Raw genomic sequence first — 17,976 nt, 5'->3', positions numbered from 1 at the left:
CTGTGCGTCGCAAACTGTTCGACGCCGACCATGAAGCCTACCGGCAATCCGTACGCACGTTCTTGGAACGTGAGGTGACTCCGCACAAGGACAAGTGGGACGAGAACCGCTGGATCGACCGCGATGTCTTCGCAAAGGCGGCAGCGGCCGGGCTCTACGGACTCGAGATCCCCGAGGCGTACGGAGGCGCCGGTGTACACGACTACCGGTTCCGCATGGTGGTCTGCGAGGAGATAGCGCGCATCAACGCGTTGTCGTTCAACCTCACCATCAGCCTGCAAGACGATCTCGTGCTCCACTACCTGCTCGACCTCACCGACAACGCACAGAAGCGACGCTGGCTGCCGGGCTTCGTCACCGGCCAGACGATCGGCGCGCTGGCCATGACAGAACCGGGGGCCGGCAGCGACCTGCGCGGCATCAAGACGAGCGCCGTGCGGGATGGCGACGGCTGGATCCTCAACGGCCAGAAGACTTTCATCTCCAGCGGAATCATGGCCGACCTGGTCGTAGTGGCAGCCCGGACGGAGCCGGAGGCCGGATCACGTGGGTTCAGCCTGTTCGTCGTCGAGCGGGATACGCCTGGTTTCAAGCGCGGGCGGAAGCTCGACAAGGTCGGGTTACCCGCGCAGGACACCGCCGAGCTGTTCTTCGACAACGCCCGGATTCCGCACACGAACCTCGTCGGCGAAGAGGGCAAAGGCCTCCAGCACCTGATGAGCCACCTGCCACGCGAGCGGCTGGGTGTGGCGGCCAAGGCTATGGCGGGGGCCCGTTCGGTTCTCCTGCAAACCATCGAGTATTGCAAGCAACGGCGGGCCTTCGACCGACCGATCGCCGATTTCCAACACGTCCGGTTCGAACTCGCCGAAATGCAAACCGAAGTCGATGTGGCCCAAGCCTACCTCGATCAGTCGGTGCTCGCCTACAACGCTGGTGAGCTCGATCCCATCGACGCGGCGAAGGGTAAGTGGTACGTGAGCGAACTGCAGAAACGCGTTATCGACCGTTGCCTGCAACTGCACGGCGGATACGGCTACATGACCGAGTATCCGGTTGCCAAGGCCTACCTCGACACGCGGGTCCAGACGATCTACGGCGGCACCACCGAGATAATGAAGGACCTCATCGGGCGCTCGATTGGGCGGTGACCTGGGCCGCCGCGCGGTGAAAAATCACGGAAAGGCCCTGGAACCGTTCCAGGGCCTTTCACAAAGGTTCGTTCAAGACCCCGCACCACGCTTCACCAGGTGCGCTGCGTGCGCGATCCCCCAGTCCGTGAATACCTCAGTGGTATGTTGCCCCGGCGTCGGCGGCGGTGTATTCATCGTCGGCGCCGACACCGAGAACCGCGGCGCCGCAGCCGCTTGCACCACGCCGTCACGGTCGATGATCGACCCACGTGCCGCGATTTGGGGATGAGTCGCGGCCTCGCGCAGCGTGACAACAGGAGCAACGCAGGCATCGGACCCGTCGAAGACCAGGCGCCACTCCGCCAGCGTTCGGGAGGCGAACGCTGCGGTGATCTTGCTTCGGATCACCGGCCATGCCGCCCGGTCGTGCTGGCGACGCGGATCCTCGTCTATGCCCAGTCGCTCCAGCAGTTCGGCATAGAACTTGTTTTCTATCGCCCCGACCGCCATGTGCCTGCCGTCCGCAGTGGCGTAGGTGGCGTAATAAGGCGCGCCACCGTCTAGCATGTTCGCCCCGCGTCGGTCCTCCCATGCCCCTGCGTTCAGAAAGGCATGGATTCCGGTCAGCAGATGCGCGGTGCCGTCGACGATTGATGCGTCGACAACCTGTCCGCGTCCGGTGCGCTCCGCGACGCGCAGGGCGGCGAGAATACCGACAACGAGGTACATCCCCCCGCCCCCGAAATCACCGACCAGGTTCAGCGGTACCTGCGGCGCGCCATCGGCGTCGCCGATCGCGTGCAATGCGCCGGTCACCGCGATGTAGTTGATGTCGTGACCCGATCGCTTCGCCAGCGGCCCGGTCTGGCCCCATCCCGTCATGCGCCCGTACACCAAGCGCGGGTTTTGTTTCCAGCATTCCTCCGGCCCGAGGCCCATGCGTTCAGCAACACCGGGGCGATAGCCTTCAACGAACACATCCGCGCGCTCGGCCAGCGTCAATGCCAGCTCGACAGCTTCCGGCCGTTTGAGATCCAAGACCACCGACCGCTTGCCGCGGTTGAGTAGATCGTCCTCGGGCTCGCCGGGAAAGACCCCGGCGGCACCGGGACGATCGATACGGACAACATCGGCTCCGAGATCTGCGAGCAACATGGTCGCGAAGGGAGCCGGACCCAACCCGGCCAGTTCGACCACCCGCACGCCGGCGAGCGGACCGGACGACTCCGGTGATCCGAGGCTCCCGACTGTCATCGGCGTCCCTTTCCTTCGTCGAGGCTGTTTCGGTGAGCAGCAGACATCGGGGTTTCAACGGGCGCTGGAAAGAGCCGTGACCGACCTGCCCCAAAGACACAGGCGATCCGGGCAACTCGAGTGCTCACGGCGCTTCCCTCACCACAGCAGACGCTCCCGACGGCAAGGGGTGGATTTCCGCACGGCAGCATCAGAGGGCCTGCCTGCTGCTGCGCTTTCCTCGCTTATCACCCAAGCGTCGCAGGCAGATGCTTGACGGCGTGGACGAAGTTCCCGAGCAGGAAGGAAGGTTCACCGATCTGCAGGCTGGGTGCGCGGTGCAGCAACTGGTCGAGAATTTCGCGCAGCTGTATTTTGGCCACGAAATTTCCCATGCAGTAATGCGGGCCGCCGCCTCCAAATCCGACGTGTGGATTGGGCGAGCGCAGGATGTCAAAGGTATGTGGGTCAGCGAAGACCGTTTCGTCTCGGTTGCCGGAGGAGAATATGGTGGCGACCCACTCACCCCGCTTGATTTCCTGCCCGCCGAGCACCGTGTCTTGTGTCGCCGTGCGGCGGAAGGTCATGACCGGGGTCACCCAACGCACGACTTCCTCGACGGCTGTTCCGATCCGCCCGTCGAAATCCTCCAACAGCAGCGCTCGCTGGTCGGGAAAGTCGGTGAACGCCTTTATGCCGAGGGAGATGCTGTTGCGCGTCGTGTCGTTGCCCGCGACCGAGAGCAGCACGAAGAACGACGCGATCTCGTCGTCGGTCAACCGGACACCGTCGACCTCCGCCTGCACCAGATTCGTCATCAGATCCGAGGCAGGGTTCTTACGCCGCTCCTGAGCCAACTCCATACCCATCATGAGCAGGCCGACGAGTGAGTCGTTGAGAAGCTCGACAGGAGCGCGGCCGGCGGCGACGTCCTCGTCCGCCCACGCGACCATGGCGTCGGCCATATGGGCCGCCTCGTCACGCTGCGCCACCGGCAGCCCGAGCATCTCGTAGATCGTCCACATCGGCAGCCGCTTGGAGACCTGGTGTACGAAATCGAACTCACCGCCGCCGACCGCCAGCATCTCGTCGACGATTACCTTGGCCTGGTTCTTGATCTGATCGTGGATCTTCGCCACCTGTTTAGGCGTGAAGGCCGAACTGACCAGCTTGCGTAGGGCCGGGTGCCGCGGTGCGTCCATTGCCAGGAACGAAGAGGCCGCCTCCAGGATGTCCGGGGGGACTTCCTCCAGCTGGATTCCCAGCCCCGAGCAGAAGACCGCGGGATTCTTGCTGACCTCGGTGATCAGCCGATGGCTGGTGACAGCCCAAACCCCATCGTTCTCCGGGGGCATGAGCGCGCCCTCGATCGGCGGGTGCCAGCTTACCGGCCGTTCGGCCCGCAACACGCGGAATGTCTCGTCCCGCTGCTCGGCTGTCTGCGACCAGAACGACAATGGCGAAATGCTCAGCGGGTCGTAGGCTCGCTTGGTTTCGATTGCTGCAGTCATGTCAGCACCTCCTCGAGAAATGAAGCATCGTCAGTTCTGGCTCGCAGCCAGAGAGTCGTACAGCTTGGTCAGCTCGCGTTTGACCAGCTTGCCGGTTGCCGTCCGCGGCAGGGAGTCGACGAAGTCGACGGTTCTGGGTGCCTTGTAGTGCGCTAGCCGCTGTCGCACATACTCGATGATTTCGGCGGCCATCTCCTCGGTACGCGCGACGCCGGGGTTCAGCTGGACGACGGCTTTGACCTGCTGCCCCATCTCGGCATCGGGAACACCGATGACTGCCACGTCGAAAACCGCGGGATGCAGGGCGAGAACGTTCTCCACCTCTTGTGGGTAGATGTTCACACCACCGGAGATGATGACGAACGACTTCCGGTCGGTCAGGAAAAGATAGCCGTCCTCGTCGACATATCCGAGATCGCCGACAGCCGTCCAGTTCGGGTGTTCGGGATGCTGTGCCGCGGCGGTCTTCTCGGGATCCTTGTGGTAGCTGAACGGCAGGGTCTCCCGCTCGAAGTACACAGTGCCGACTTCCCCCGTGGCCAGCGTCCGGCCGGAGTCGTCGCAGATGTGCACAGGTCCGAGAATGCTGCGCCCGACCGAACCCGGCTTCTGCTGCCATTCCTGACTGGTGATCACGGCGAGGCCGTTGCCCTCGGTGGAACCGTAGTACTCGATGAGAATCGGCCCCCACCAATCGATCATCGCGCGCTTGACCTCGGGCGGGCACGGCGCGGCGGCATGGATGACCAGGCGCAGACTCGAGTGGTCGAATCGGTCTCTGGTATCGGCGGAAAGCTGCAACATCCGCACGAACATGGTCGGGACAACCTGTGTCACCGTCACCCGGTGCTTCTCGACGGCGCGCAGCATGTCCTCGGCGCCGAATTTCTCCATCATGACCACGGTGCCGCCGTACGCGTGCACGATTCCACACCAGCGCAGCGGTGCCGCGTGGTAGACGGGCGCAGGCGATAGATAGATGTCTTCCTTGTTCATCCCGAACAGCTGCCCCGCCGCCATCGTCAGCGGATCACCCGGCTGGTCGACCGTGATCGGCAGCAGCGGCGGCTTGATGCCCTTTGGACGTCCCGTGGTGCCGGACGAATACAGCATGTCCGCACCCCGCGGCTGCTCGGCGAGCCGCGACTCGGCACCTGCCAGTTCGCCTGCGTAGGATCGGTAACCGTCGATTTCGCCGCCAAAAGCCATCCAGTGCTCGACGCGCGGAGCGAGCGCCTGCACCGCTGCGGCCAGCTCGGCGACACCCGCCGAGGCAAGCACGACCTTGGCGTCGCAGTCGTCGACGATGTAGGCGGCCTCGGAGGGGGTCAGATGCCAATTCACGGCGGTCACATACAGACCGGAACGGAGTGCCGCCCAGTAGATTTCGAAACACTCGGGCGCGTTGTCGGAGATCATGGCGATGACGTCGCCCTTACGCAGCCCGCGATCATGCAGCACACGGGCCAGTCGTGCTGAATTGTCGTCCAGCTCACGATAGGTGATCATGCGGCCGGACCCCGACATGATCACAGCAGCCTTATCCGGGGTGGACAGGGCGTGGACACCAGGAAACATTGCGCTACCTTCTAGTCTGATCTGTTGCGTTCGCCTGCTCAGACCAGAAGATCCGCGCGATCGTCGCGCTTCAGGCTGTCGATGTAGACGGGATAGAGCTTGCTACCGAGCGGCGCCAGTTTGAGCATGCTCGCGACGTTCCCACCGATCTTGATCTTGCCCTTGGCCATCGCCAGCGGCAGATTGACCTTGCCCTGCCAGTAGGCGTTGCCGGTCTCAGCGGTCATACGCATGGTCGCGGTAGACCGGTCGAAGTGCTCCTTTCCCAGTTGCACCACACCAGCGGGCGCGTCGACCACCAGAAACGCCTCTGGATCGGAGAACTCGAAACCGAGTACGACTCCTGTGGCCGCCAGCTTCGGACCGATTTCCGAATCAGCGAAGGCGGATTCGAAGATCCCGCCGATGTACTTGCGCACCTCGCCTGCATCCTTGAAGGCCATGTCGATCCCTCTCTCTGAACTGAACATCCATCACATGAATCTATATTTGATTAAATATTTGCCAACTCACAACGCGGCGCAATCGGCCCGCGACCCGATGCCGCACCAGAAGCGATCGCGCGCATCGAACCCTGCGGGAGATGCGCGTCTCCGTAGCCGCTCCGACCCCATGTGGCGCGCCTCACAGCTCTTGCAGATATCGTAAACATAAGTCGACTTATGCACAAGGGGTGGGGCAAACCAGCCAGTCAAAGGCGGTAGACAACCGCCCGAGACACGACGGAGACTGATGGCCACCAAGCAGGACTACTTCGAAGCTGCGTTCGAACTGCTCTCCGAGCAGGGCTATCACGCGCTGAAGCAGGCACCGCTCTGTAAGCGGCTCCGGGTGACCATTGGCTCCTTCTGCCACTACTTCGACAATTGGCACGCCGGGCGGGATCCGGCGGCGCTGGAATGGTTCCTGCGCCGCCTACTCCGCGAGTTCCAGGACGAGTACGCCAGAAGATCACGCGAAAAGCGCCACATAGCGCCAGTCCAGCACCGGCCGGTCCGGCTCCCCAGGCCGAGCCCTCGCGAGTACCTCGGAGCGAAGATGCACGAGGCGAGCTCCCGAGGCTGCCGGAACCACATCCTCGACCGTGACCGCACTGCGGAGTGTGTCTCCCTCGTACACCGGGCCGACATGATCGCAGCTGTGCCAGCCGACCACGGTAACCAAGGAGGGGAAGGCTCGCGAGGCCTGTGCCAGAGCGATCCCGATGGAGTGGCCGCCGTACACCAAGCGGCGGCCGCCACCTGCGCATTCGTCGTGGTGTACCTGGGCGATGTTCAGACTGATGCGGGCCAGCTGGGGTGCCGCGTCGACGACATCCCCGCCGATCACTTCGACCCGCTGCCCGGCTTCCGGAATCGCCGTCGGGCCGCTTTGTGTGAGCGCGGCCAGATCCCACTCGGCGAACGCCGCAGACCAGTCGGGATCGACACCCGCACCGATACTGACGACATCGTCGACACGACCGGTGTCGTGATCGGTCCGCAGTGGGAGCATGGCGCATCGCCAGAAGTCGAGGACGTCCCGGCCGTGCTGATCGACCGTACGGATCCGCAACGCCACCAGCCCGGTCGGCGCCCGATCGGGCCGCGGGCGGTTCTGCCGCAGGCCCTCGACTGTCGTCGTGGTCGTCAGAGTGTCCCCCAGGTGCGGCATCCGCCGGAAAATCAGACCTCGATAGTACAGATTGGCTTTCACGTGGTGGGTAACCACGGTGGACTGACCGATCGCCACGTCCCACACGAGGGCCGGGTGCGCGAGCGCCGGAGCACCGGTAACGGCCACCGCTGAGCGGTGGTCGAGGGGCAGCCGCAATCGGTCGCCGACCACCGACTGATGCACCGCCGCGAGCCCTTCGGTCAAGGTCACCGACGGAGCGGTGGCGAAAACTTGCCCGGTTTCCAGTTCCTCGAAGTAGGGGCCCTCGGCTCTCACTGTCCAACTCCGCTCTTCAGAAGGGTACGGCGAGCTGCGGTCGCAACCGCTTCATCGATCATCTGGCCGTCCAGTTCCACAGCTCCGCGACCGCCACCGTGCGCCGCCGCCAAAGCCTCCACCACCCGGCGGGCGTGGTCCACTTGCGCGGAGGTGGGCTGGAAGGCGAAGTTGATCGTCTCCAACTGCCGGGGATGAATTGCCCACTTGGCGTCGAATCCGATCCGTGCGGCATGACTGACACCGGTACGGAAATCGTCATCGATCTCGACGCCGAGATGCGGTCCGTCCACCGCATCCAGGCCGTTTGCGCGCGCCGCTGTGAGCACCCGGTCCTGCGCGGCCACCCACAGCATCGGCTCGCTACCGGCGGCCCGACCGAGCGAGGCCGCGAGGTCCGCGTAGCCGATGATCAGGGCCGACAGGCGCGGCCCGGCCGCTGCGATCTGCTCGACCCGGCCGAGCCCTTCCGCGGTTTCGATGAGCGCCTCCACCACGAGCGGCCGCACGGCCCCGGCTGCGGACTCGATACCGGCCAACAGGCGATCGGCGAATTCGAGATCACCCGGCGATTCGACCTTGGGCAGAACGATGGCGCTTGCGGGGATCCGGGAGCTGACGACGGCCTCCACATCGCGATGGCACCATCGACTTCGGGGCGCGTTGACGCGTACCGCGATCGGGGGCAGCGCGCCGGGGTCCCCCCACTCGAACGTATCCAGCAGTGCCCGCGCACCATCCTTACCCGCGGGCGCAACGGCGTCTTCGAGATCAATGACCACCTGGTCGGCGCCTGCGGACAATGCCTTGCGGATCTTGCGTTCGTCACCGCCTGGAACACAGAGGACCGACCTTCGTGGCGGTCGTACCGTCATCAGCAACTCATCCCTTCGAAGTTTTTAATTTATGTTAAAGTAGATTGATTGTCATAGCAGCACAGCGAGGAGTCAACTGTGAGCGAGCTGTCCGCCGAGGAACAGCAGGTCGTGGCGACGGTGCGGGAATGGGTCGATCAAGAGGTCCGACCTGTCGCTCGCGACCTCGAGCACGCCAACGAATACCCGGAGAAGTTGATCGAGCAGATGAAGCAGCTCGGCATCTACGGCCTGGCCATCCCGGAGCCCTACGGCGACGCACCGGTCTCCATGCCGTGCTACGTCGGGGTCACCGAGGAGCTCGCGCGCGGCTGGATGAGCCTCGCCGGCGCCATGGGTGGCCACACCGTTGTTTCCAAGCTACTGGTCGCCTTCGGCACCGAGGAGCAGAAGCAGCGGTACTTGCCCAGGATGGCAACCGGCGAGATCCGGGCCGCCATGGCGCTCACCGAGCCGGGCGGCGGCTCCGATCTGCAAGCGATGAAGACTGTGGCCAGGCTCGACGCGGACGGATACACGATCAACGGCGCGAAGACCTGGATCACCAATGCCCGGCGCTCGCAGCTGATCGCGCTACTCTGCAAAACCGATCCGACCGCCGAACCACGCCACCGCGGCATCAGCATCCTGCTCATCGAACACGGGCCCGGTCTCACCGTTTCCCGTGATCTTCCGAAGCTGGGCTACAAGGGCGTCGAAAGCTGTGAACTCGTCTTCGATGGCTACCGCGCACCGGCCGACGCCGTGCTCGGTGGTGTCGCGGGCAAGGGTTTCGGCCAGATGATGAAGGGCTTGGAAACCGGACGTATCCAGGTGGCCTCCCGCGCTCTCGGCGTCGCTCGGGCCGCCTTCGACGACGCTTTCACATATAGCCAGCAGCGCGAGAGCTTCGGCGTGCCGATCTGGCAGCACCAGGCCATCAGCGCCTATCTCGCCGAGATGGCCACCAAACTGACCGCCGCCCGGCAATTGGTTCTGCACGCGGCGCGCCGCTTCGACGCGGGTGAGCGCTGCGACATGGAGGCGGGCATGGCGAAGTACTACGCCTCCGAGGTCGCTATGGAGATAGCCCTGAACGCCGTTCGGATCCACGGCGGCTACGGCTACTCCACCGAATACGACGTCGAGCGCTACTTCCGCGACGCTCCCCTGATGATCGTCGGCGAGGGCACGAACGAGATCCAGCGCAACGTGATCACGTCCCAGCTCATCGCCCGAGGCGGCCTCGAGCGGTAGGACCACCGCGGCGCCGCGGGGGCGGCGCGAGAAAGTCGCTTCTCGCCCGCCCCCGCGGCGCGTCAGTGCTCCGGGTTCTCGATGCCGAGCGCGTGCTCCGTCTCGACCAACACCGCTTCCGTGTACTCGGCGAGCTGCTCCAAGTGCGGCACCGAACGGCTGCACGCGGTCATACTGATTACGGCGCGCCCCGCGTAAGTCGCCATCGTCACGTTCAATGCCTGACCGTGGAAAAGCACGGAAGGGCCGCAAATCTCGTCGACTCGAGCGCCACTCAGGTACAGCTGGTCGTCAGGGCCTGGCACATTCGAGATGACCAGGTTCGCCGCAGGCCGTCCGCGACCACCGAGACCTGCTATCAGCACCGCCATCTGTGGCCCCGACAGCACAATGGTGAACAGTCCCATCGCGGTCTGGGGTATACGCCGATACACGCCTTTGGCCGCCCGCGTCGATCGGTGCACGGCCTGTAGCCGAACAACGGGATCCGCGATGTCGCTATGGAGCGGGGCGTACAGGAAGGACAATGCGTTCCCGATGCCGCTGTCGCTCGAACCCCGCACATTCATCGGGATCTGGCCGATGATAGATCCGTCTGGCACCTCCCCCACTCGGCGTAAATAGCGATCCAACGCGCCGGCGAAAACCGACAGGAAGACATCGTTGACGGTGACATCGGCAGCGTTCGCGGCCACCCTCAAACGGGCCAGCTCGAAACCCAGGGCCACGAAACTGCGCCGGTTGCCGATCCTCTGGTTCAGTGGCGTCATCGGCGCCTGGAACGGCAGCACGGGACCTTCGGCGGAACCTGCCCGCCCGGCAGAGGCCATTCTGATCAGCGCGTGGGCCGAAGCCGAGGCGCCCCCGAGCGCCTTGCCGAATCGTGCGAGCGGTCCGGCAGGCGCGCCCTCCGCCGACGGCGAAGGCGACGCGGTACTCGGTCGACGGGCTCCTACGCTCCATATCGGTAGCTGCCCGTCGTCTGCGGGATCGACGGAAAGGGTTCGGCTGAACAGGCGAGCCGCAGCGACACCATCGAGCTGGCCGTGGTGCAGTTTGAAATAGATCGCGAACCGTCCGCCGGACAGCCCCTCGATAACGTGGCACTCCCATAACGGGCGGCTGCGATCCAAGGGAAGGGAGTGGAGCTGGGATACGAGCTGCTGCAGCTCGCGTTCCCCACCGGGAGCGGGCAGCGCGGCGTGGCGAAGGTGATGATCCAGCTCGATCTCATCGTCTGCGACAGTGTTCCACGAAGGAACCGGATCTGCCCGGAATACATAATTAAACGGTGGCGCGAACTTTGTGTATCCGCGCCACCGTTCAACCAGGGCACGGACGTAGGCCGGATCGGCGCCTTCGGGTGGCGACAGGATGATCAGCGGTCCGAAATGCGCCGGTGCGTCTTTTCTTTCGACGAAGAACCACGCGGCATCGAAAAGGTTCAGAACTTTTTTCGTCATCTACCTGTTCTCGATCAATGGAACGGATGGATGGCGTTCGTCGTTGAATGCCGTGGTGGTGGAATGATGAAGAGTCACGTGCCCCGCGGCGGTCCTATAGACCGCCGCGGGGCCTGCTTGCAATCTGCGAGGATCGCCTCAGCCGCGCTTCGCGCGCGATCGGGAGGACTCGGACGCCGTTGTCCCCCTGCTGATCCGCGCGTCATATCCGCTTCGAGCGGACTTGTCCACCGTCAGGAATGTGGTGTCGGCTTTGATCTGACGGTTCAGAAAGTCCCGGATCCTACGGCCGAGTACTGGCTGCAAGCGCGCCATGGGGCCGAGAACCGCCGGCAGATAGACATCGGGTTTGCGCGCGGCGATCGCACCGACGATGCCTTCCGCGACTTCTTCCGGTTCCAGGTTGCGCACGAACTTGGTGCCGGTGGTGCCGGAAATCAGATCGGTATTGGTAAAGGACGGCAAGACGCAGGTGAACGACACGCCGGAATTCGCGAATTCGACTCGCGCTGTCTCCGTCATCGAGATCACCGCGGCCTTGCTCGCCCCGTAGCTGAGTCCACCGGGCACCGGCGCGGTTCCAGCCATGGACGCCACATTGACGATATGACCCTTTCCTCGCGCAATCATCGCCGGTAACGCTGCCCGCATGCCGATCATGGGGCCGGCCACGTTGATGTCCAATACTCGTTTCGCCAACGCTGTCGACTCCTCCAGGAAGGGCCCGATCGGCATGATGCCCGCGTTGTTGATCAGGACGTCCAGTGCGCCGAACCGCTGCTGCGCCTCGGCCAGGAACGCGGCGAAGGACTGCTCGTCGGTGATGTCCAGTTGCACGGGCACCACATCGGCCCCGATGCTCGCGGCCGCCTCCGCGACGACATCACCGTCGATGTCGCCCAGCACGAGCTTGGCTCCACGACGATGAAGAGCCTTCGCGGTCGCCAAACCGATTCCGCGGGCTGCCCCGGTGATCGCCACAGCGCGACCCTCGATCTGACGTCTCAATCGTGATTCGTTCATACCTACCTACTTCGTTGGAGGCCGTCGGCCGCGACGATCCGATTCAGTCGGGCCATAGTGTGATAGCGATAAATTGAACTTGATAAGACTCCCTGGTTTCCAAGTCGGATAGCCAGTTCGTCGTGCAGATCAGCTGGACACCGCAGCGGTACGGCGAGCCGCAGCGAATGCCAATCCCTCCTCCCAAGTCGCCCTCTTCATGAGCAGTCCGCGGTACTTCATGATGATGTTCTGGCCGTTGATCGCCAGAACTCCTGCCAGCCGATCACCCTCGCGATAGAGAGCCACGCAACGACCGTCCACATCGAGGTCGCCGTCGACGATCTCGATCTCGTCCACCGCGGGGACACCGACGAATTGGATCCGGCTGTCGTACCAGTCGGACCAGAAATACGGCACAGTCTGGTAGGACTTCGCGCCGGCCGGGTCGAGCGCGTTGCGTGCCGCGAGGGCACCCTGCTCAGCGGCGCTGGTCCAGTGCTCGAGCCGCATCGACCGTTCGAAGAGCGGGTTGTACCAGCGCGCGACGTCACCCGCGGCATAGACTCGATCGGCGCCGGTCCACAGCTTCTCATCGCAAACCACGCCGTTGTCCAGGCGCAGACCGGAATCCAGAAGCCAGTCGGTAGCAGGCACCGCGCCGATCCCGACGACCACCAGATCGGCAGCGATCCAGGTGCCGTCGCTCAGCAACACCCGCTCGACTCGCCCTTCTCCCTCCAGCCCGGTCACCCCGACACCGCAACGCAGATCAGTCCCGTTGCGTTCGTGCAGGGAGGCGCACAACGCGCCCATCCGTTCACCGACCGCCCGTACCAGTGGGGTCGGCAATGCCTCGAGGACGGTGACCTCCAATCCCCTCTTTCGCGCGCCCGCGGCAACCTCCGAGCCGATGAATCCGGCACCGATCACCACGGTTCGCGCACCGGCCTCCAACGCCTCCCGCACGGCGATCGCGTCGTCCAGTGTTCGCAGGCTGTGCACTCCGGCCAGTCCGTCGGAGCCGGGCAGAGTGCGGGCGTCGGCACCTGTCGCGATCACCAACGCGTCGTACGCGACCGCCCGGTCACCGATCAGCACCCGCTTGCCGACGGTATCCAGCCCGGTAGCCGGCGCGCCGAGCTCGAGCTGGACCCCGAGTTCGTCCCGCAGCACGTCTTCAGTGCGGAAAGTCGTCGACAGCGGCCCGGTCCCCGCGGGGAGTCGGTCCAGGTAAGCCTTCGACAGCGGCGGCCGGTCGTAGGGCAGATGCTCCTCGGCTCCGATGAGCGTTATCCCACCCCCGAAGCCCGCCTTGCGCGCGGCTTCCACCGCTCGCAGGCCGGCGAGGGATGCTCCGACCACCACGAGGTTCTCCTCGGACAACGCACTCACCTTCCAGTCGACTCACGTCTTTAATAGAGATTAAATTAGAAAAAACGCAGTCGTCAATACTTCGCGCACGGCGGATGCGCCGCTGGGGTGACTTCCGTCGCCCGAGCGGCGCGTCCGCCGATCAGTACACGGTTCTCACCACACGACTCCGTCGCCCGCGTCGACCAACTTCAGGTCCCAGAGCGGGGGGTCATCGACCGCGGCGATCTCGGTGTCGAACCGCACGCCGCAGGTTCCGCAGAGGAACTCCCGGAACTCCATCCTGTCCGCCACAGCGGGATCGCCTCCGGCGAACTCGGGGGCGATATCGGCCGCTGGGCGGCGGCGCAGGACTGCGTGGTCCTTGAAGTTCCCGTCGGCGGGACCGACGTCGGCACCGCACCGATGACACACGAACCGGCCCGTTAACACAGCCAGGCTCTCTCCGACCTGCCGCGCACCGTCGGGCGCGATCGGATCCGCCTCGACCGTGCCGCCCAGCCGGGCTGCGTACATCGACCGGCGGGTTCGGCGCGTACCGTCCCCGTCGACACCCGTGGCGTTGACACACACACCGTACACAGCGAGCGCGTCCTCTTCGGTGAGGCGGCCGTCGAGCACATCCGAAGACACCGCGCCGGGATCTCGGAGCAATGGATCGCCATATCCGGCATTGGTGGGGAAACTCCACGCGAAGACATCGTCGGGACCTACATCGAGTGGGTGGCCCTTGAAATAGGTCACCTCCTCCGAACCGCCCAACACATCCAAGTCCTGGGGCACTTCACCCGCCGCGAAGCGCGCGCGGATGTCCGTGCCGCGGATGAGCCGCAGCCACGCCCGCCCATTGGGGTTGCCGCCGAACAGCCCGGGTCCCTTGGTGAAACTCTCGTTCGAGTACAAGCTGACCTGAAGACCCGCGGCATGATGCGGCACAGTGCACTCGACGAAACCGGGGCCGCCGCGATGCCGTCCGGCCCCGGCGTGCGCACTCGTGTCGATGCGACGGTACAGATACAGCACAGCCTGCTGAGCTTCGGTGTTCTCGACGTTGTAGGTGATCGCCTCCGGCACCCAGTACTGACCGCCCGCATCGATGCCGTCTGCGTGCGCTCGACCGGCCCCGGCTCCGGTGATGCCGTTGGAGTTGATCATGATGAACGGCGTCCCGTCCTCATACGCACCCGCGTAGATGACACCGTAGGCATGCGGCACCACCGGGCCCAGTATGAGGTCGCGGATCGTCTCGTCACCACATCCCATCATCCGGCCGATGGCCAGCGACGCGGCGTTGATGTTCATCTCGGTGGTGAAGGCGCCCGCCGGGCTCACGGCCGCCGGATGGCTCGGGCAGTTCAGCGTGCCCGGCACCGGAGCGAAGGATACCCGGCGGTACACCCCGCCGTAGGCGCCACCGAGATCGCTCGTCATCTGTTGGGTCAAGGCGCACAGCACCGCGCCCACAAACGCCACGTACGGGCAGTTGATCGATCCGGACTGCGGGTCGGTGCCCTGGTTGTCCACATAGAGGCGGTCCCCACGCTTGTGGACGTTCACCTGATAACGGTAGATGCCCTTGTCACCCGGTATGTCGGATTCGGTGTAGGCCCGATGTGACCAGCTACCGTCCGGAATCGACCGCAGCCGCTCGGCGAACAGATTCTCTGCGGCGTCCATACTCCGGCGCATGACCGCCTTGACCACATCGGCGCCGTATCGTTTCACCAGTGTGATGATTCGGTCGCGAGCGAATTCATTACCGCTGACCGCGGCCCGCAGATCCATCCGGGCCATCGCGGGCATCCGGCTCTGACGCACGAACAGCTCCTCGACGTCGGACTGCAGCGTTCCGCCTGCGACGAGTTTGATCGGCGGGATATTCGGCGGATCTCCCCAGGAGTCCGTCGCAGACAGGCAGAAGCTCCCCGGCGTGTTACCTCCGACGTCGGTATGGTTCATGACGTTGGCGACCCAGCAGAACAGCTTGCCGTCGACGAAGACCGGCGCCGAGACACAGACGTCGGGCTGATGCGGTGCCCCGACGAACGGATCCGACGACAAGAACATGTCACCGGGATGGATACCCGGGTTCTCGGAACGGTTCTCGAGAATCCACTTCGCGGTGAAGGACTGCGAATTGGAGAAGTACTGCAGATTGGGGCCGAGGAAGACCAGGTCGCCGTCCTCCAGCAACACCGAGGTCTGGAAATCGAGCGCGATCATGACGACCGGCGAGACACACAATCGCTTGATCAGATTGCCATGCTCGAAGTTGGTGTTGAGCAGGCTGTATCGGACGACCTCGTAGGTGATCGGGTCGAGTTCGCTCGCAGTCTCACTGTGCAATTCGAGCGTGTCTGCGATGGAGAGGTGCTGCGGCGGCAGGTAGCACTGGGCGATCCCGTCGAAGAATCCGGCCGACTGCTGTGTGGGGAGATCGAGTTGTACGGTCATCGTTCGTCCTGTTCGTTCAGGGTGAGCACCAGGCTGCCGATTTCGTTGCGCCGCAGGCGCTGGCCGCGTGCCACTGCGACGGTGGTGTGGGGAAGTTCCACAACCGCGGGGCCGGTGACGATGTCCTGCACGCCGAGCCCACCCCCGTTCACCACCGAGGTGTCGACCCAGCGCCCCTCGTCCGGCCAGTACACCGGGCGCGTGCCGGCGACAGCACCGCGGTCGTCCGCTCCGGACTGCTCCGCACGCAACTGCTCGGAGAACGCCAGCGGAACCGATACGCGCACCTGAATGTCGAATATCTCGATAGCCTGGAATACCGCGCGGGCGGCGGTGCCGTACAGGCGCGTGTACTCTTCGTCGAAGGTCTCGACGATCTGCCGCACCGCGGCATCGGTGATCGGGCCGTCCGGAATGCGGACCGCCAGGCTCTGCATGAACTGCTCCGCGTAGCGCATCAGTGCGAAGCGCTCGACGACAATCGCGTCCTTCGGAAAGCCCTGCTCGGAGACGACATTCCAGGCACGGTCCTCGGCGCTGGTCACCACCGCCGCGACCTCCTCGGGTCGGAATGGCGCGCGCAGCGCAGATTCGGAATCGAAGTACTCGACGATGTCGCTCGAGGCGATACCGAAAGCCGACAGCGTCGAGGCGCCGTTGCCCAGCGGGATGACGACCTCACGCACGCCGAGTTCGGTGCCGAATCCAAAGGCGTGCACCGGACCTGCCCCGCCGTACGCGTACAGCGCGAAATCACGCGGGTCATAGCCCTCTTCCAGAGTGCGCTGCCGCACCAGGGTCGCGGCGGCGCTGTTGTTGATCCGGATGATGCCTGCGGCGGTTTCTTCGACGGTCAGACCTAGTTGCTCGGCCAATCGGCCGATCACCGCGCGAGAGGCGGCTTCATCCAGCGGCATTCGTCCGTCCAGGAAGCCGTCCGGGCGCAGCAGCCCGAGGACCACATCGGCATCGGTCACGGTCGCGTACTGCCCGCCGCGTCCATAGCATGCGGGGCCAGGTTCCGAGCCCGCCGAATCGGGACCGACCCGCAACGACGCCGCGTGCGAGTCCACCCGGGCGATGCTGCCACCGCCGCAGGCGATGGACCGTACGTCCAGGTGCGGCAGGGTGAACGTGTGCCGCGCCAGTGTCTGTTCGTCGGCGATGACGGGATCTCCGTCGATCACCAAGCCGACGTCGAACGACGTCCCGCCCATGTCGGTGGCGATCACGCGCGGGTGCCCGTGGGTCTTCGCCAGAGTCGCCGCGCCCCGCAGACCGCCGGCCGGACCCGAGTCGATGAGAACGAGTGGAGTCCGTTTTGCGACCTCGGTCGGCACCACACCGCCATTGCTCTGCATCGTCAGCAGCGAGCCACTGAGACCACCTTCGGTAAGCGTCTTCCCCAGGTCATCCAGGTACTCGGTCGAAGCCGGGCCGACCAGAGCGTTGATGACCGTCGCGGCGGAACGTTCGTATTCGCCGGTGCGTGGCGATACCTCATGCGACTGCGCGACGAAGACCGACGGCGACAATTCGGTGACAATGGCGGCCAGTCGGCGCTCGTGCTCGGGGTTCTTGAACGACCAGAGCAGTGAGATCGCCACCGCATCGACCTCGTGCTGCTCGAGCGCCCGGCCGATCGCTTCGCGCGCCTGGGCCTCGTTCAGCGGCACCACGACGTCCCCGTGCGCGTCGATACGTTCGTGGATCTCCACCACCCGGTCGCGCGCTACCAGCGCGGGCGGCAGCGACGTGTTGTGCAGGCTGTACACCAGGTCTCTCGGGACACCCACCACACGCGCGTGGCCGCCTCGCATCAGGAACAACGCGTCCGCGTGGCCCGCCGTAGTGAGCAGCAGAACCCGGGCGCCGCGCTGCTCGATGATCAGATTCGTGCCGACCGTGCTGCCGTGCCCGACACGTTCGGTCCGGGCGAGCAATTCCGCACGAGTGAGGCCCAACTGCTCGGCCAGCAGTTCGATGCCCGACATCAGGCCCTGGGACAGGTCGCCCTTGGTAGTCAGGCTCTTGGATTGGACCAGCCGTCCGTCGGTTCCTACGGCGACACAGTCGGTGAATGTCCCTCCGGTGTCTGTGCCTATGTAATAGCTCATCGCTCTCCTTACGGTGCCGCGGGCACGTCGCCGAGCAACGCGCGGTGTGACGCAGCGCACTCCTGGCA

The 17,976-nt window shown here is 64.7% G+C and carries 13 protein-coding genes and 1 pseudogene; 3 read left to right on the top strand and 11 right to left on the bottom strand.

Annotated elements, in window-relative coordinates:
* Window positions 1-2 precede the first annotated feature (2 nt).
* On the top strand, window positions 3-1,151 hold the full coding sequence (locus ACT89H_RS21955; RefSeq protein ID WP_445110653.1) for an acyl-CoA dehydrogenase family protein: 1,149 nt from the start codon (window positions 3-5) through the stop codon (window positions 1,149-1,151).
* Between the two features lie 72 nt (window positions 1,152-1,223).
* Here the strand turns inward: ACT89H_RS21955 and ACT89H_RS21950 are convergent, their stop codons facing one another.
* From ACT89H_RS21950 to ACT89H_RS21935, 4 genes are all read right to left on the bottom strand, one after another.
* A complete protein-coding gene (locus ACT89H_RS21950; RefSeq protein ID WP_445110515.1) occupies window positions 1,224-2,387 on the bottom strand; it encodes a CaiB/BaiF CoA transferase family protein in 1,164 nt (387 codons plus the stop codon).
* 227 nt (window positions 2,388-2,614) lie between these two features.
* Entirely contained in the window at window positions 2,615-3,877 is a 1,263-nt protein-coding gene (locus ACT89H_RS21945; RefSeq protein WP_445110514.1) for a cytochrome P450, read from the bottom strand.
* A 30-nt stretch (window positions 3,878-3,907) separates the two neighbouring features.
* Window positions 3,908-5,455, bottom strand: a complete 1,548-nt coding sequence (locus ACT89H_RS21940; protein WP_445110513.1) for an acyl-CoA synthetase — start codon at window positions 5,453-5,455, stop codon at window positions 3,908-3,910.
* A 38-nt stretch (window positions 5,456-5,493) separates the two neighbouring features.
* Window positions 5,494-5,898, bottom strand: coding sequence for an SCP2 sterol-binding domain-containing protein (locus ACT89H_RS21935; RefSeq protein WP_445110512.1), 405 nt, complete (start codon window positions 5,896-5,898; stop codon window positions 5,494-5,496).
* Between the two features lie 289 nt (window positions 5,899-6,187).
* Here ACT89H_RS21935 and ACT89H_RS21930 point away from each other — a divergent pair.
* Window positions 6,188-6,310 (top strand): annotated as a pseudogene (locus tag ACT89H_RS21930) (TetR/AcrR family transcriptional regulator); the annotation flags it as partial.
* 96 nt (window positions 6,311-6,406) lie between these two features.
* On the opposite strand, the gene ACT89H_RS21925 reads toward ACT89H_RS21930, so the two are convergent.
* Both ACT89H_RS21925 and ACT89H_RS21920 read right to left on the bottom strand, forming a co-directional pair.
* Window positions 6,407-7,387 carry a MaoC family dehydratase gene (locus tag ACT89H_RS21925; RefSeq protein ID WP_445110511.1) on the bottom strand — a complete coding sequence of 327 codons (981 nt, stop codon included), beginning with the start codon at window positions 7,385-7,387 and terminating at the stop codon, window positions 6,407-6,409.
* On the bottom strand, window positions 7,384-8,262 hold the full coding sequence (locus ACT89H_RS21920) for an HpcH/HpaI aldolase/citrate lyase family protein (RefSeq protein WP_445110510.1): 879 nt from the start codon (window positions 8,260-8,262) through the stop codon (window positions 7,384-7,386). Before ACT89H_RS21920 ends, ACT89H_RS21925 begins: the two co-directional genes overlap by 4 nt.
* A 78-nt stretch (window positions 8,263-8,340) precedes the next feature.
* Here ACT89H_RS21920 and ACT89H_RS21915 point away from each other — a divergent pair, with 78 nt between their 5' ends.
* Entirely contained in the window at window positions 8,341-9,498 is a 1,158-nt protein-coding gene (locus ACT89H_RS21915) for an acyl-CoA dehydrogenase family protein (protein ID WP_445110509.1), read from the top strand.
* A gap of 62 nt (window positions 9,499-9,560) precedes the next feature.
* On the opposite strand, the gene ACT89H_RS21910 is transcribed toward ACT89H_RS21915, so the two are convergent.
* The 5 genes from ACT89H_RS21910 to ACT89H_RS21890 all read right to left on the bottom strand — a co-directional run bounded on the left by ACT89H_RS21910 (window position 9,561) and on the right by ACT89H_RS21890 (window position 17,908).
* Window positions 9,561-10,961 carry a wax ester/triacylglycerol synthase family O-acyltransferase gene (locus ACT89H_RS21910; RefSeq protein ID WP_445110508.1) on the bottom strand — a complete coding sequence of 467 codons (1,401 nt, stop codon included), beginning with the start codon at window positions 10,959-10,961 and terminating at the stop codon, window positions 9,561-9,563.
* A gap of 138 nt (window positions 10,962-11,099) precedes the next feature.
* Window positions 11,100-11,984 carry an SDR family oxidoreductase gene (locus ACT89H_RS21905; RefSeq protein WP_445110507.1) on the bottom strand — a complete coding sequence of 295 codons (885 nt, stop codon included), beginning with the start codon at window positions 11,982-11,984 and terminating at the stop codon, window positions 11,100-11,102.
* A gap of 129 nt (window positions 11,985-12,113) precedes the next feature.
* A complete protein-coding gene (locus ACT89H_RS21900; RefSeq protein WP_445110506.1) occupies window positions 12,114-13,349 on the bottom strand; it encodes an NAD(P)/FAD-dependent oxidoreductase in 1,236 nt (411 codons plus the stop codon).
* 144 nt (window positions 13,350-13,493) lie between these two features.
* On the bottom strand, window positions 13,494-15,791 hold the full coding sequence (locus ACT89H_RS21895) for a hydantoinase B/oxoprolinase family protein (protein WP_445110505.1): 2,298 nt from the start codon (window positions 15,789-15,791) through the stop codon (window positions 13,494-13,496).
* Window positions 15,788-17,908 (bottom strand): hydantoinase/oxoprolinase family protein, encoded by a 2,121-nt coding sequence (locus ACT89H_RS21890; protein ID WP_445110504.1) that lies wholly within the window; start codon window positions 17,906-17,908, stop codon window positions 15,788-15,790. Before ACT89H_RS21890 ends, ACT89H_RS21895 begins: the two co-directional genes overlap by 4 nt.
* Between the last annotated feature and the right edge of the window lie 68 nt (window positions 17,909-17,976).

The sequence above is a fragment of the Nocardia aegles genome (assembly GCF_052545135.1).
Note: the sequence above shows the minus strand (reverse complement) of the source record. Positions and strands in the feature narration are given on the sequence as shown.

Coding starts and splice junctions, on each gene's coding strand:
- ACT89H_RS21895 (WP_445110505.1), bottom strand. CDS start 15,791: ATGACCGTACAACTCGATCTCCCCACACAGCAGTCGGCCGGATTCTTC.
- ACT89H_RS21905 (WP_445110507.1), bottom strand. CDS start 11,984: ATGAACGAATCACGATTGAGACGTCAGATCGAGGGTCGCGCTGTGGCG.
- ACT89H_RS21890 (WP_445110504.1), bottom strand. CDS start 17,908: ATGAGCTATTACATAGGCACAGACACCGGAGGGACATTCACCGACTGT.
- ACT89H_RS21940 (WP_445110513.1), bottom strand. CDS start 5,455: ATGTTTCCTGGTGTCCACGCCCTGTCCACCCCGGATAAGGCTGCTGTG.
- ACT89H_RS21920 (WP_445110510.1), bottom strand. CDS start 8,262: ATGACGGTACGACCGCCACGAAGGTCGGTCCTCTGTGTTCCAGGCGGT.
- ACT89H_RS21945 (WP_445110514.1), bottom strand. CDS start 3,877: ATGACTGCAGCAATCGAAACCAAGCGAGCCTACGACCCGCTGAGCATT.
- ACT89H_RS21950 (WP_445110515.1), bottom strand. CDS start 2,387: ATGACAGTCGGGAGCCTCGGATCACCGGAGTCGTCCGGTCCGCTCGCC.
- ACT89H_RS21910 (WP_445110508.1), bottom strand. CDS start 10,961: ATGACGAAAAAAGTTCTGAACCTTTTCGATGCCGCGTGGTTCTTCGTC.
- ACT89H_RS21935 (WP_445110512.1), bottom strand. CDS start 5,898: ATGGCCTTCAAGGATGCAGGCGAGGTGCGCAAGTACATCGGCGGGATC.